At 33.1% G+C, this 14,056-nt stretch carries 12 protein-coding genes and 2 other RNA genes; 13 read left to right on the top strand and 1 reads right to left on the bottom strand.

The features are described 5' to 3' along the window. The first annotated feature begins 46 nt into the window (after window positions 1–46). From ychF to ssrA, 12 genes are all read left to right on the top strand, one after another. Window positions 47–1,141, top strand: a complete 1,095-nt coding sequence (gene ychF / locus BM253_RS14595) for a redox-regulated ATPase YchF (RefSeq protein ID WP_091525784.1) — start codon at window positions 47–49, stop codon at window positions 1,139–1,141. Between the two features lie 77 nt (window positions 1,142–1,218). Beyond that, a complete protein-coding gene (locus BM253_RS14590) occupies window positions 1,219–2,307 on the top strand; it encodes a hypothetical protein (protein ID WP_091525781.1) in 1,089 nt (362 codons plus the stop codon). Between the two features lie 41 nt (window positions 2,308–2,348). Continuing rightward, the gene (locus tag BM253_RS14585) at window positions 2,349–3,263 is read left to right on the top strand and encodes a hypothetical protein (RefSeq protein WP_091525779.1); all 915 of its coding nucleotides are present in this window, start codon (window positions 2,349–2,351) and stop codon (window positions 3,261–3,263) included. A 1-nt stretch (window position 3,264) separates the two neighbouring features. Then, window positions 3,265–3,795: a hypothetical protein gene (locus BM253_RS14580; protein WP_091525777.1), complete on the top strand. Its 531-nt coding sequence runs from the start codon at window positions 3,265–3,267 to the stop codon at window positions 3,793–3,795. A gap of 54 nt (window positions 3,796–3,849) precedes the next feature. Then, window positions 3,850–4,527, top strand: a complete 678-nt coding sequence (locus tag BM253_RS14575) for a TIGR02117 family protein (protein ID WP_091525831.1) — start codon at window positions 3,850–3,852, stop codon at window positions 4,525–4,527. Between the two features lie 197 nt (window positions 4,528–4,724). Beyond that, window positions 4,725–4,934 carry a hypothetical protein gene (locus BM253_RS14570; RefSeq protein ID WP_091525774.1) on the top strand — a complete coding sequence of 70 codons (210 nt, stop codon included), beginning with the start codon at window positions 4,725–4,727 and terminating at the stop codon, window positions 4,932–4,934. Between the two features lie 148 nt (window positions 4,935–5,082). Beyond that, a complete protein-coding gene (locus BM253_RS14565) occupies window positions 5,083–6,042 on the top strand; it encodes a YihY/virulence factor BrkB family protein (protein ID WP_091525773.1) in 960 nt (319 codons plus the stop codon). 54 nt (window positions 6,043–6,096) lie between these two features. Continuing rightward, window positions 6,097–7,947, top strand: a complete 1,851-nt coding sequence (locus BM253_RS14560) for a DNA topoisomerase IV subunit B (RefSeq protein WP_091525770.1) — start codon at window positions 6,097–6,099, stop codon at window positions 7,945–7,947. A gap of 21 nt (window positions 7,948–7,968) precedes the next feature. Further along, complete coding sequence (gene fic, locus BM253_RS14555) at window positions 7,969–8,517, top strand: protein adenylyltransferase Fic (protein WP_091525768.1); 549 nt, start codon at window positions 7,969–7,971, stop codon at window positions 8,515–8,517. 18 nt (window positions 8,518–8,535) lie between these two features. Beyond that, window positions 8,536–11,178, top strand: coding sequence for a DNA gyrase/topoisomerase IV subunit A (locus tag BM253_RS14550; protein ID WP_091525766.1), 2,643 nt, complete (start codon window positions 8,536–8,538; stop codon window positions 11,176–11,178). Window positions 11,179–11,213: 35 nt separating this feature from the next. After that, window positions 11,214–11,861, top strand: a complete 648-nt coding sequence (locus BM253_RS14545; RefSeq protein WP_091525764.1) for a response regulator — start codon at window positions 11,214–11,216, stop codon at window positions 11,859–11,861. A 279-nt stretch (window positions 11,862–12,140) separates the two neighbouring features. Then, window positions 12,141–12,542, top strand: a transfer-messenger RNA (tmRNA) gene (ssrA, locus tag BM253_RS14540). Window positions 12,543–12,688: 146 nt separating this feature from the next. Here ssrA and ffs read toward each other — a convergent pair. After that, an RNA gene (ffs, locus tag BM253_RS14535) (signal recognition particle sRNA small type) lies at window positions 12,689–12,786 on the bottom strand. Window positions 12,787–12,874: 88 nt separating this feature from the next. On the opposite strand from ffs, the gene BM253_RS14530 reads away from it, so the two are divergent. Next, complete coding sequence (locus tag BM253_RS14530) at window positions 12,875–13,939, top strand: glutaminyl-peptide cyclotransferase (protein ID WP_091525762.1); 1,065 nt, start codon at window positions 12,875–12,877, stop codon at window positions 13,937–13,939. Window positions 13,940–14,056: the final 117 nt, after the last annotated feature.

Raw genomic sequence — 14,056 nt, 5'->3', positions numbered from 1 at the left:
ATATATTTGCATCGTTTTAAAAATCGATATAAAATAGCACAACTATATGAAAGCAGGTATTGTAGGATTACCAAACGTAGGAAAATCAACTTTGTTCAACTGTTTGTCTAACGCAAAAGCACAAAGTGCCAACTTTCCTTTTTGTACAATCGAACCAAATATTGGGGTTGTAAACGTACCAGATCCTAGAATTAATAAATTAGAAGAATTGGTAAAACCAGAGCGCGTGCAAATGGCTACTGTTGATATTGTTGATATTGCAGGTTTGGTTAAAGGTGCTAGTAAAGGCGAAGGTTTAGGAAATCAGTTTTTAGGAAATATTCGCGAATGTAACGCTATTATTCACGTTTTGCGTTGTTTTGACAATGATAATATTGTGCATGTTGATGGTAGCGTAGATCCTATTCGTGATAAAGAAACCATTGATATTGAATTGCAGTTAAAAGATTTAGAAACCGTTGAAAAACGTTTAGAAAAAACAAAAAAAGCAGCTAAAACAGGTAACAAAGAAGCACAAGTTGAAACAGCTTTGTTAGAGCGTATTCGCGAAGCTTTACTGCAAGCAAAATCAGCAAGAACAGTAGTTCCACAAAATAATGATGAAGAAGTTTTGTTTGAATCTTTTCAATTAATTACATCTAAACCAGTATTGTATGTTTGTAATGTAGATGAAGCATCGGCAGTAAATGGTAACAAATATGTTGAACAGGTAAAAGAGTTGGTGAAAGATGAAAATGCCGAAGTAATTATTTTATCTGTTGGAGCCGAAGCCGATATTACCGAGTTGGAAAGTTACGAAGAGCGTCAGGTTTTCTTAGAAGACATGGGCTTAACAGAGCCAGGATCATCGGTTTTAATTCGTGCCGCTTACAAGTTACTGAACTTACAAACTTATTTTACGGCAGGTGTTAAAGAAGTACGTGCTTGGACAATTAATATTGGAGATTCTGCTCCTAAAGCTGCCGGAGTTATACATACCGATTTTGAAAAAGGATTTATCCGTGCCGAAGTTATTGCTTATAACGATTATGTAACTTACGGATCTGAAGCTAAAGTAAAAGAAGCAGGAAAACTGCGTGTCGAAGGTAAAGAATATATAGTTAAAGATGGCGATGTAATGCATTTCCGCTTTAATGTTTAAACCGTTTTTAAGAGCCGAATGTTAAATTCGGCTTTTTTATTAACTTTTTTTCTACATTTGGTGCAAATGAAAACACCATGAAACACTATTATAAACTGTTATTACTTTTTTCAGTTTTAACGCTTACTTCTTGCAGTACTATTTTACATAGAAAACAACAAAAAGTAAATGTTTTTTCAAATGCAGAAAATGCTACAGTAACTGTAAACGATTCGATTTACCAATTGCCTGCCAAAATAAAACTTTTACGAGACAAAACGCCTGTTACCATAAGTTATCAATCGGCAAATAAACAATTAGATACTATTGTAAACGGCAAATTATCTCCTGTTTTTAAATCAATGAACCTTACCACTACTTATTTTTTCGGAGTTGGATATTTGGTAGATCTAACTAACAAAAAACGTTTTAGCTATCCAAGTAATATCTTTTTTAACGATAACCCCAATGCTAAAGTATATGAAAACAGAGCCGAAGAATACATTATAAGAAAAAATATAACAGACAATGATAAGATAGAGGAAATTCGTTCTGTTTTTAAAAGGAATTATTTTAGCGATCAAAGAAAACTAGCAAAAAGGGAAGAAAAAGAGTTTCAGCGTTTCAATCCCAAAGTTGGTAAGTTTAGAATGTTTATTGCACCACCAACTTTATCTTTAATCGGTTTTTCGTCAAAAAATCCCAATATAGAGCAATTTAATAATTTTGTTGGTGGAATTGGTTTTGGCTTTGGTGCCGATTATTTTTATAAAGAAAATAAATTTATTTCTGTTGAAATATCAAACAGAGCCAATCAATTTGATCCTTTTTATTGGTCTGATTACGATGTTTATGCTCATAAATTAGATCTTTCTGTTAGAAAAGCATTTAAAAAGAATCGTTTTGAATATAGTTATGGTTTTTCGTTTACTTATACCGATTTTGAATATAAGCTTCCACGCGAAAAAAATATAATAAAACCTTTAATGACTTTTGAAGATGATGACCGTATAGGAATAAAGAAGAATTATGTAACACTTGGTTTTTCTTCGCTTGCTAATTATCAAATATCATCAATAATGTTTATTGGTCTTCGTTACAACCCTTCAATCTATAGTTTTAGAAGTAGCGGTAGTGGTTTTGATTATGAACATGTTATAAGCATTGATTACCGATTGAAATTTTAATTATAAACATTTTACATTTTAAAATATTAAAAGCATAATAATTGAAAACACTACTTAAAATATCCACAATACTGTTAGCGGTTTGTTTAACATCGTGCAGTACTATTTTCAGAACAAAAACACAAACAATAAATGTGTTTTCAAATGCACAAAAAGCTACGGTTACCGTAAACGATTCTGTTTATTCGCTTCCGGCTAAAGTTAAATTATTGCGTAGTAAAAAGCCGGTAACATTGTCTTATCAATCAGATAATAAGCAATTTGATACGATTGTACTGGGAAAATCTGGTCCGCTTTTTTATTTGGGCAATTTGGTAACATCGCCTTTTTTTGGTGTAGGATATTGGGTAGATTTAATGAATCAAGAAAAGCTAAAACGAAATCAAGAAAAAGAATTTAAACGATATAATCCAGCTGTTGGTAAATTTAGATTTTTTATTGCACCACCCACTTTGTCTTTAATTGGTTTTTCTAAAAAAAATCCGAATATTGAGCAATTTAATAATTTTGTTGGTGGAGTAGGATTTGGTTTTGGTGGCGATTATTTTTACAAAGAAAACAGATTTTTAACGTTAGAATTATCAAACAGAGTTAATCAGTTTGATGATTTTTGGTGGTCTGGTCATGATGTACTTGCCCGAAAATTAGATGTTTCTTTTAGAAAAGCTCATAAAATAAATCGTTTAGAATACAGTTACGGTATTTCTTGTATATATACCGATTATGAATATGCACTTCCTTGGTCTTCAATGCAACAGTTTTGGGACGATGACGAACGAAATTATTCATCCGCTTCGTATTCAACAATAGGTTTGTCGTCATTGATTAATTATCAGTTAACTTCTGTAATGTTTGTTGGTATAAGATACAATCCGTCTGTTTATAGTTTTAGAACAACAGGTAATGGTTTTGATTACGAACATGTAATAAGTATTGATTATAGATTAAAATTCTAACATGTACAATCGTTTTAACTTCTTTAAAAACACGTTTGCGGTATTTACTAAAACAAATCAACCCAATGATTTTGTAAAAGCAAATTATGTAAGCAAACATGGCAGTAGCTATTTTTTTACGAATCATGGTGTTTACAGATATTCTAACCATTGGGGCAGAGTAGGAAATTGTCGTTGGCGGTTGGAGAATATCGACCATAAACAGCAAACCAATTATTGGGGATTTTGCAGTTGGCAGCATTTTTACAATAACGAAGAAGGATTGCCATTGTATTTTATAGAAAAAGTAGGCGAAAACAATTATTCCTACAATCATAAAAAAAATGGTGAGCAACAAAATGTCGTGTATCGATCTGCTGCCGACACCGCTAAAATCCTGAAAAAAATCCATGAAATACAAGAGAATGATTCTTGGGCTAAGCACCTAAACTATGATGATTATGATGAAGTTCAAGAGTATTTCATCGATCAATTAGTATCTACCAATAAAACTTTTATAAAAATTAAGCAGGAATATATCGCACAAAAATAATTACATTGTTGTAAATAAATTATTTGTAAATTGTGGCATAAAACGTAATTGTATTTGAAAACACTAAAGAAAATTGTGGGATATTTGTTATTAGCTGTCGGTTTTTTGGTTATTTATTTACTTTTAGCCACCGGCGCAGCATACATTCCTGTGAATAAAGACCAGTCTGAATATAAAGATCAGAATTTATCCATCTACATTTTAACCAATGGTGTACATACCGATATTGTGGTGCCTTATTTTAACGAAGCTTACGATTGGCGCACGTATTTAGATCCTTCTTTAACTCCCGGAAAGCAAACTTCGGCTCAATGGGTTTCTTTTGGTTGGGGCGATAAAGGTTTTTATCTGCAAACACCCGAATGGAAAGATCTAAAAGCATCGGTTGCATTCAATGCGGCTTTTGGTTTAAGCGAATCTGCCATGCATGTTACATACTACGATAAATTGGCTACTGGCGATGATTGCATCGAAATTAAACTGAACAAAGAACAATACCAGCGACTTTGCAAATACATTTTGAACAGGTTTGATATGGAAAATAATAAGTTGGTTCTTGTTGAAACTGATCAAAATTATGGTTTAAACGATGTTTTTTACGAAGCAAAAGGCAAATATAATTTGTTTTACACCTGCAATACTTGGGCAAACAACGTGCTAAAATCTGCCAATTTAAAAGCCAGTTTATTCACTCTTTGGGATAAAGGTATTTTTTATCATTACAGAAAATAACAGTATAAATAATTTTCATTATAATTTAAAAAGCACTCAACCGAGTGTTTTTTTTTGTAACATAATTTTTTGATGTTAATTAAAAAGTTGCTATATTGTATATTCCTTTAAAGCATAATAAAAATCACTTATAATTATTAAATACCTAACAATAAGGTAATATTTAGCTATTATTTTTAATTATAAAACGATGTATTATGAGATTAGTTCAATGGAAACAGTATCCGCAATGCCTGCCAGAAGAGTCGGGATTGTATTTAGTTAATTGGAAACTAAACAACATCTATTCAAACGTTTTGTCGTTTTTTGATTCTAATACCAAAAAATGGTACGATTGTTATGATCGCGGAAAAATAATCGACGGCATAAACGCTTTTAATCCTTACAAAGTAGTTCCGTTTATTTAATTGTAATTAATGTAATTGCATCTTTTGTAGATCACAATTTCATTATGTTGAATATTTACAGATCATTCAATAAAATCTTATGTCTGTAATTTAGTAATTCAATTTAAAATTGATACTTTTAAAGTAAAATACATCAACAATCACCGCTATGATTAAAGAAAAATTTAAAGGGATATTCAATTTATTCAAAGTTTCTGTAAACGAATTTTTAAGTGATAACTGCATGAAATTCAGTGCGTCGTTATCTTATTATACTATATTTTCCATACCGCCTTTGGCGATTTTAATTATTACTTCTGCCGGATATTTCTTTGGCGAAGAAGCTGTTCGTGGCGAGTTTTTTCTACAAATTGAAAATTTAGTCGGACAAAAAGCAGCGTTTCAAATACAAGAAGCCATTAAAAACATAAAATTATCAAACAATTTAAGTATTGCAGCAATTGTGGGTGCTATAACACTTTTGTTTTCAGCATCGGGAATTTTTGCCGAAATTCAAAGTTCCATCAACTACATTTGGGAACTAAAACCAAAACCTAAAAAAGGAATTATTCGTTTGGTAATGAATAGGTTACTTTCGTTTTCAATGATTGGTGCTTTAGGATTTATCTTGTTGGTAAGTTTAATGATCAATTCGGTAATCGATTATTTGTACGATCAATTAAGCCGACTTTTTCATGACGATACCGTTCTTATTGCCTCATGGATCAATACCGGAGTGGTAGCAGTCATCATCACCATAATTTTCGGATTTATCTTTAAAACATTACCCGACGGAAAGTTGGGATGGAAAGAAACTGCCGTTGGATCGGGCTTTACAGCCGTTTTGTTTATGATTGGTAAATGGGCAATTGGTCTGTATTTGGGTAATTCGGCTCAGTTAGATTTATATGGTGCTGCCGGATCGGTCTTAGTGATTTTAGTGTGGGTTTATTACTCGGCAATCATATTATATTTTGGTGCAGTGTTCACAAAAAACTATTCCGAAATGTACGGAAAACCCATTCAGCCAAACAATTACACGGTTAGAGTTATTTATAAGGAAGAAGAAGTTAAGTTTGCAAAAACCGATGATGAGATTAATGATAAATTAGCTTCAAATCAAAAATAAATGCTTTTAAATCTGTAATAATTTCTGTATTTTTACAGAAATTCACTACATTTTATGCTACAAGAATCTCAGTATACTGAAGATAACATCCGATCGCTCGATTGGAAAGAACATATTCGTACACGCCCGGGAATGTATATTGGTAAATTAGGCGACGGTTCATCGCCCGATGACGGTATCTATATATTGATAAAAGAGGTGTTGGACAACTGTATCGATGAATTTGTAATGGGCGCCGGCAAAACCATTGAAGTTACCATTAAAGACCGTACGGTTTCGGTACGCGATTATGGTCGTGGAATTCCGTTAGGAAAAGTTGTTGAAGTGGTTTCCCGAATGAACACTGGGGGTAAGTACGATTCTAAAGCCTTCAAAAAATCGGTAGGATTAAACGGAGTTGGTACTAAAGCGGTTAATGCATTATCGTCGTATTTTCGTGTAGAATCAGTTCGCGATAACCAGCAAAAAGCTGCCGAATTTAGTGCTGGTAATTTAACTTTAGAAGAAGATCAGGTAGAAACCACTAAACGTAAAGGAACAAAGGTTACGTTTACAGCCGATGATACCATCTTTAAAAACTATAAATTCCGTAACGATTATATCGTTCGCATGCTTAAAAATTACTGTTACCTAAACAAAGGGTTAACGATAATTTATAACGGCGAAAAATTTGTTTCCGAAAACGGATTGCAAGATTTATTGCAGGAAACAATTACGGAGGAAGATATGATCTATCCGATTATTCATTTAACCGGAAATGATATTGAAATTGCCTTAACACATAGTAAAACGCAGTATTCCGAAGAATATTATTCGTTTGTAAACGGACAAAATACTACACAAGGTGGAACGCACTTAACGGCTTTTAAAGAAGCTATTGTTCGAACAATAAAGGAATTTTACAATAAAAACTTCGAAGCGTCTGATATTCGTAAATCCATTGTTTCTGCTATTTCTGTAAAGGTTGAAGAACCTGTTTTTGAATCGCAGACTAAAACAAAGTTGGGTTCAACCGACATGGGACCCGATTTGCCAACTGTTCGTACGTTTGTAAACGATTTTATCAAAACAAATCTTGATAATTTCCTGCATAAAAATCCAGAAGTAGCCGATGCTTTGTTGCGAAAAATTCTTCAGGCAGAACGTGAGCGTAAAGAACTTTCTGGTATTCGTAAACTAGCAAAAGATCGAGCTAAAAAAGCATCGCTTCATAACAAAAAGCTACGCGATTGTCGTGTGCATTTAACCGATGCCAAGAATCCGCGCAGTTTAGAAAGTACGTTGTTTATTACCGAGGGAAATTCGGCTTCGGGATCTATCACAAAATCGCGCGATGTAAACACGCAAGCTGTCTTTAGTTTACGTGGAAAACCTTTGAATACTTACGGTATGACAAAGAAAATTGTGTACGAAAATGAAGAGTTTAATTTATTGCAAGCAGCATTAAATATCGAAGAAGATTACGAAGATTTGCGTTACAATAACATTGTTTTGGCTACCGATGCCGATGTGGATGGTATGCACATTCGTTTGTTAATGATTACTTTTTTCTTGCAGTTTTTTCCCGAATTGATAAAAGAAGGACATTTGTATATTTTGCAAACGCCATTATTCCGTGTGCGTAACAAGAAAAAGACCATTTATTGTTATTCCGAACAGGAGCGAATTGATGCCATTGAAGAACTAAAACCAAAACCCGAAATTACCCGATTTAAAGGTTTGGGAGAAATTTCGCCCGATGAGTTTAAGAATTTCATTGGGGAAGATATTCGTTTAGAGCCTGTAATGTTGGACAAAGCATCATCTATAGAAAAATTATTGGAGTTTTATATGGGCAAAAACACACCTGATAGACAAGAGTTTATCATTGATAATTTAAAAGTTGAATTAGACAAGGTGGAGTAAAATAAAGCCAATTATTTAGAAATGAAAAACATTGATAAAAAAAGTTTAGAAAATGCGTATCGTTTATTTGATAGCGGATTTATTAATGAAATAGAAATTGGTACTACCAAAGGTTTACAGCAAATTCACAAATATCTTTTTGATAATCTTTTCGATTTTGCGGGAAAAATCCGTACGCTAAATATTTCAAAAGGTGGATTTCGATTTGCTACGGCGTTGTATCTGAACGAAATTCTGACAAAAATAGAAACAATGCCCGAAAATTCTTTTGAAGAAATCATTGCAAAATATGTAGAAATGAACATTGCGCATCCTTTTATGGAAGGCAACGGAAGAACCATGCGTATTTGGCTTGATTTAATTTTAAAAAATCGTTTAAAAAAAGTAGTTAATTGGCAGTTTGTAGATAAAACGCTTTATTTGCAGGCAATGGAACGAAGTCCGGTTAACGATTTGGAGTTAAGAACTTTGCTCGCCGAAAATTTAACCAATGATATACATAACCGCGAAATTATTTTCAAAGGAATAGAGCAGTCTTATTATTACGAAGGTTACCAAAAAGAAGATTGATAAAACATAATTATTCAAATGAATAACGAAGAATATAACGAAGATTCTGAATTAAACAGTTACGAACCCGAATTGGATCATAACAGTTTAGAAAGCGCAGAAGCAGAAACCATAAAGAAGGTTACAGGTATGTACGAAGATTGGTTTTTGGAATATGCTTCGTACGTAATTTTAGAACGTGCTGTACCTGCAATTGAAGACGGTTTTAAACCAGTTCAACGCAGAATTATGCACTCAATGAAAGAGTTAGACGATGGACGATACAACAAAGTAGCAAACATCGTTGGGCACACTATGCAGTACCATCCGCACGGTGACGCCAGTATTGGCGATGCTATGGTGCAGGTTGGCCAGAAAGATTTACTGATTGATACACAAGGAAACTGGGGAAATATTTTAACGGGTGACGAAGCTGCGGCATCGCGTTATATCGAAGCGCGTTTAAGCAAATTTGCGTTAGATGTTTTGTATTCCCCAAAAATTACTCCTTGGCAGCTTTCGTACGATGGTCGTAGAAATGAACCAATAAATCTTCCGGCAAAATTCCCGATATTACTGGCACAAGGTGGCGAAGGAATTGCCGTTGGTTTATCAACAAAAATACTTTCTCACAATTTTATCGAGCTGATTGATGCATCGATCAAAATCTTAAAAGGAAAGCCGTTTATAATTTATCCCGATTTTGCAACAGCTGGTATTGCCGATGTCTCTAATTATAACGATGGTGCTCGGGGCGGACGCGTTCGTGTTCGCGCACGTATTTCTCAATTAGATAAAACCACGTTAGTAATCAAAGAAATACCTTTTTCTACCACAACAACTACTTTAATTGATAGTATTTTAAAAGCAAACGAAAAAGGAAAAATTAAGGTTAAAAAGGTAGAGGATAATACATCGTCTGAAGTTGAGATTTTAATTCATTTGCCGGCAGGGGTGTCACCCGATAAAACCATAGATGCGCTATATGCTTTTACAAGCTGCGAAGTTTCAATTGCGCCTTTAGGTTGCGTGATACAGAACAATAAACCTTTATTTACCGGAGTTTCCGATATGTTGAGACAATCAACAGAAAGAACCGTTGATTTGTTAAAACAAGAACTGATTATTGAATTAGGCGAACTAGAAGAGCAATGGCATTTTTCATCGTTAGAGCGTATTTTTATTGAAAATAGAATTTATCACGATATTGAACAAGAAGAAACTTGGGAAGGGGTGATTCAGGCTATTGATAAAGGATTAAAACCGCATACCAAACATTTAAAACGTGCCGTTACAACAGATGATATTGTTCGATTAACCGAAATCAGAATTAAGCGTATTTCCCGTTTCGATTTAGATAAAGCCCAAGAAAAACTAGATGCTTTAGAAGGCGATATCGAAAAAGTTAAGTACAACATCGAACATATTATCGATTTCACCATTTCATTCTTCACAACTTTAAAAGAAAAATACGGCAAAGGTCGCGAACGTAAAACCGAATTGCGCAATTTTGATAATATCGAAGCCACAAAAGTGGTTTTACGTAACCAAAAACTGTATGTAAATAAAGAAGAAGGCTTTATTGGTACGGCTTTGCGTAAAGATGAATATATTGGCGATTGTTCTGATATTGACGATGTAATTGTGTTTTTGCGTGATGGAAGCATGATTGTATCAAAAATAGAAGAGAAAAAATTTGTTGGTAAAGACATTATTCATGCGGCAGTTTTCAACAAAAACGATAAACGTACCATTTACAATATGATTTATCGCGATGGTAAAGCAGGCGCTTCATACGTAAAACGATTTAACGTATCGGGGGTTACGCGTGACAAAGTGTACGATTTAACACAAGAAAAACCGGGCTCTCAAGTGCTTTATTTTTCAAGCAACCCAAATGGCGAAGCTGAAGTGGTTACTATTTTATTACGACAATTAACCAATGTTAAAAAGCTGAAATTCGATTTAGATTTTGCCGATTTACTGATAAAAGGTCGGGTATCAAAAGGTAATACTGTTACAAAATATCCTATTAAAAAAATCGAACTAAAAGAAAAAGGAATATCAACCCTTCGTCCGCGAAAAGTATGGTTTGATGATACCGTTCACCGTTTAAATGTTGATGGTAGAGGTGAATTATTAGGAGAATTCAAGCCTGAGGACCGCTTGTTGATTATTACACAAAGCGGAAAAGCCAAAACAATTGTTCCCGAGTTAACCACGCATTTCGACGATGATGTAATTGTTCTTGAAAAGTGGATTCCTACAAAACCTATTTCGTGTATTTATTTCGATCCGGAAAAAGACAAGTATTTTGTAAAACGTTTCCTTATAGAATCCATCACTAAAGAAGAGGTTTTTATTTCAGAACATCCGTATTCGCGTTTAGAAATCGTTTCAACAGATTATCGTCCGGTTGCCGAAATCCTTTTTGCTAAAGTTAAAGGTGTTGAAAAAGATCCGCTAACGGTTAATTTTGAAGAATTTATTTCGGTAAAAGGAATTAAAGCGCAAGGAAATCAGCTTACAAGCGATAAAATTAAATTGATTAATTTGCTGGAATCGTTGCCTTACGAAGAAGAAATTACTGAAAATGAAGCAACTCAGGATTTTATTGATACGGTCGATGAAAAAAACTTGACTATTGAAGAAGACGGACAAATAGGCTTTAATTTAGAATAAAAATCAAATTAAACACTTATTAAAACTATAAGCTTATGAATTTTGTACTTGTAGACGATCATCCTTTTATTTTAGAAGGTTATGGCAACATTATTAAACAAATTTATCCACAAAGTAAAATTATTAAATTAACAACTTGCAAAGAGGTTTATGATTATTTTAATACAGACCCAAACGCAAAATTAAACGATATTGCTTTAATTGATTTTAATATTCCGCCTTACGATGAAAAAAACATTAAAAACGGAATTGATGTTGCAAAATTAGTACGAAAGGTTATTCCGTATTGCAAAATTATTATTTTAACGGCGCATACCGAAAAGATTTTTATTTTGGATATTATCAAAAATGTAAAGCCCGAAGGTTTTTTTACAAAAGGCGAACTAACACCAGAAAATTTAAAAAAACTGATTGAAAATGTCCTGAATCACGATAAGTTTTACAGCGATTTTGTTCAAGAAACCTTTAATGAATCGTTAGACGATAAATCGTTAATTGACGATTATAACAGACAGATTTTATATTTACTTTCAAAAGGATATAAAATTATAGAATTAGATAAGATAATACCAATATCATACAGCGCCATACAAAAACGCATTGCAAAAATGAAGCAAGTTTTAAATGTACAAGACGATAAAGGATTGGTAAAAGCAGCAATTCAGCATGGTTATCTTTCTTAATGTAATTTTAAAGTGAGTATTTTGCTCACATTTTGTTAAGTTTTCAATCTCAATACCATTTATTAATAGTTTGCCTATACATTTGTACAACATTTGAATCGCAAAATATTTAATAAATTATTGGGCAAAAATAATTAGGGAATATTAAGTTGTCACGTTTTAATAAGGTTAGATTAGGTTTAGAACGTATATGTTGTTTTGTTGATTACTTAAAGATTCAAATGATAAATCCTGCTTGGTTGGCAGGATTTTTTTTATTAATTTTGTACCAACTTTTTTGGGGCCGATCGGTTTTGACAGCAGGTGGAATTGAAAAGTAAGCACGTCGAGCGCTCATACACAGCTCGTTAATATCATGAATGAACTTTTTTTACACGGCGAAGAAAACTACGCTTTAGCTGCTTAATTCTGAATTATAGTAAGATCAAGCCTTTGTCCTATTAGATAGGAAAGCTGAATTCCTTAAAAAAGCCTTGATTTATGGCGTTTTGTAATAAGGAACCGTAAAAATAAATCTAGGGTAGATAGCACCTCGGAAGTTACCCGAAATTTTAAGAGGTTAAGGGTAAAGTGGCTGTTTTTGGCAAAGCTTTACAACGAAAATTTAAACAAAAACTAAACGTGTAGAAAGCTCTTTGATTGCTTGTTTGGACCAGGGTTCGATTCCCTGCGGCTCCACAGAAATGAAACACAACGCATTGATTTTTAGATTAATGCGTTTTTATTTTTTTTAAATTGTATAATATTTGTATAGTTTAAAAGTATTTTATTTCAGTAATAACGTAATATCGTAAAAAAATAAATCAACCAAAGTAGGTTGATTAAAAAAAGGCAAGCGACCTACATCGCACCGCTACAACCACATACCTTTGCTGTGTTCCCACCCTGGAGGAGTCTGCAGGAGCTGGTCGTGTAGGACTTGCCGTTGCAAATATACAAACAAATTATATTTTAGCAAGTCTTTTGCCAAATAAAAAAAGGGTTGTATAATTGTATATCTAATTATAAAATCCATGAAAAAGTATAAACACTTAACTTTCTTTACTTTATCATTACTATTTATTGCTTGTAACGATAATAAAAAAATCGAAAAATTTGAATTTTCTTCTTTAAAACAAACTTATGCCTTAAAAGAAGATGTCACTTTACAGTTAAAAAGCGATGCTGGTAACGAAATCGATTCTGTTCAGTATTTCATAAACGATAAAAAAATAGGTTCAGTTAAAGCAAATGCTTTGTTAACTTACAATTTGGCTAACGAAAAACACGGTCTGCAAAACATTAAGGCAATTGCTTACAGCCAAGGAAAAGCGAACGAAACTACAACTAAAATCGATGTATTATCGCATGTTCAACCTGCTGTATATTCATATACAATTGTAAACACCTATCCGCACGATATAAAAGCATATACACAAGGATTAGAATTTTACGGTGATATATTGATTGAAAGTACGGGAAATGGAGAAGGAAGAAGTACAGGAACCAAAGGAAAATCAAGTATTCGTAAAGTAAACGCTAAGACTGGCGAAGTTATAAAAATAAATGAATTAGACGATGCCATTTTTGCTGAAGGGGCAACAGTTCTAAATAATAAAATTTATCAGTTAACATACAAAAATAACGAAGCCTACGTTTATAATTTAGAATCGTTGCAAAAAGAAAAAACATTGCCTTATTTTAAAAATACCGAAGGTTGGGGGCTAACAAACGATGGAACTAACTTGTATATGACCGATGGAAGTGACCGAGTATATAAAGTAAATCCTACAGATTTTAGCCTGATTGATTATTTTGTGGTTTCAACAAATCGAGGTACTGTACCATCAGTGAATGAGCTAGAGTGGGTAAATGGAGAAATTTATGCAAACTTTTATACTCAAGATGCTATAGGTATTTTTAGTCCGATTGATGGAACCGTAAACGCAGTAATTGATTTGAGTGATTTAAAAAGTAAAGTTACCCAACATCCAGATTTAGATGTTTTAAACGGAATTGCCTACAATAAAAAAACGGGAACATTCTTTGTAACCGGTAAAAACTGGGATAAAATGTTCGAAATTAGAATCAATAAATAAAACAAAAAGAAGGTGTCTAAAATGGACTGCACCCAAAAGTTTGGACAGATTAAAAATTAATTATTATAAAACTGAGTTCGATATTGTATCGGACTCAGTTTATTTAAGTTCGATTTT

It is taken from the genome of Paenimyroides ummariense (assembly GCF_900115115.1).
Taxonomy (GTDB): Bacteria; Bacteroidota; Bacteroidia; order Flavobacteriales; family Flavobacteriaceae; genus Flavobacterium; species Flavobacterium ummariense.
Note: the sequence above shows the minus strand (reverse complement) of the source record. Positions and strands in the feature narration are given on the sequence as shown.

What these genes read in the sequence shown, in the direction of transcription:
- ychF (WP_091525784.1), top strand. Translation starts at nt 47, where the DNA reads ATGAAAGCAGGTATTGTAGGATTACCAAACGTAGGAAAATCAACTTTG.
- BM253_RS14590 (WP_091525781.1), top strand. Translation starts at nt 1,219, where the DNA reads ATGAAACACTATTATAAACTGTTATTACTTTTTTCAGTTTTAACGCTT.
- BM253_RS14580 (WP_091525777.1), top strand. Translation starts at nt 3,265, where the DNA reads ATGTACAATCGTTTTAACTTCTTTAAAAACACGTTTGCGGTATTTACT.
- BM253_RS14570 (WP_091525774.1), top strand. Translation starts at nt 4,725, where the DNA reads ATGAGATTAGTTCAATGGAAACAGTATCCGCAATGCCTGCCAGAAGAG.
- BM253_RS14565 (WP_091525773.1), top strand. Translation starts at nt 5,083, where the DNA reads ATGATTAAAGAAAAATTTAAAGGGATATTCAATTTATTCAAAGTTTCT.
- BM253_RS14560 (WP_091525770.1), top strand. Translation starts at nt 6,097, where the DNA reads ATGCTACAAGAATCTCAGTATACTGAAGATAACATCCGATCGCTCGAT.
- fic (WP_091525768.1), top strand. Translation starts at nt 7,969, where the DNA reads ATGAAAAACATTGATAAAAAAAGTTTAGAAAATGCGTATCGTTTATTT.
- BM253_RS14550 (WP_091525766.1), top strand. Translation starts at nt 8,536, where the DNA reads ATGAATAACGAAGAATATAACGAAGATTCTGAATTAAACAGTTACGAA.
- BM253_RS14545 (WP_091525764.1), top strand. Translation starts at nt 11,214, where the DNA reads ATGAATTTTGTACTTGTAGACGATCATCCTTTTATTTTAGAAGGTTAT.
- BM253_RS14530 (WP_091525762.1), top strand. Translation starts at nt 12,875, where the DNA reads ATGAAAAAGTATAAACACTTAACTTTCTTTACTTTATCATTACTATTT.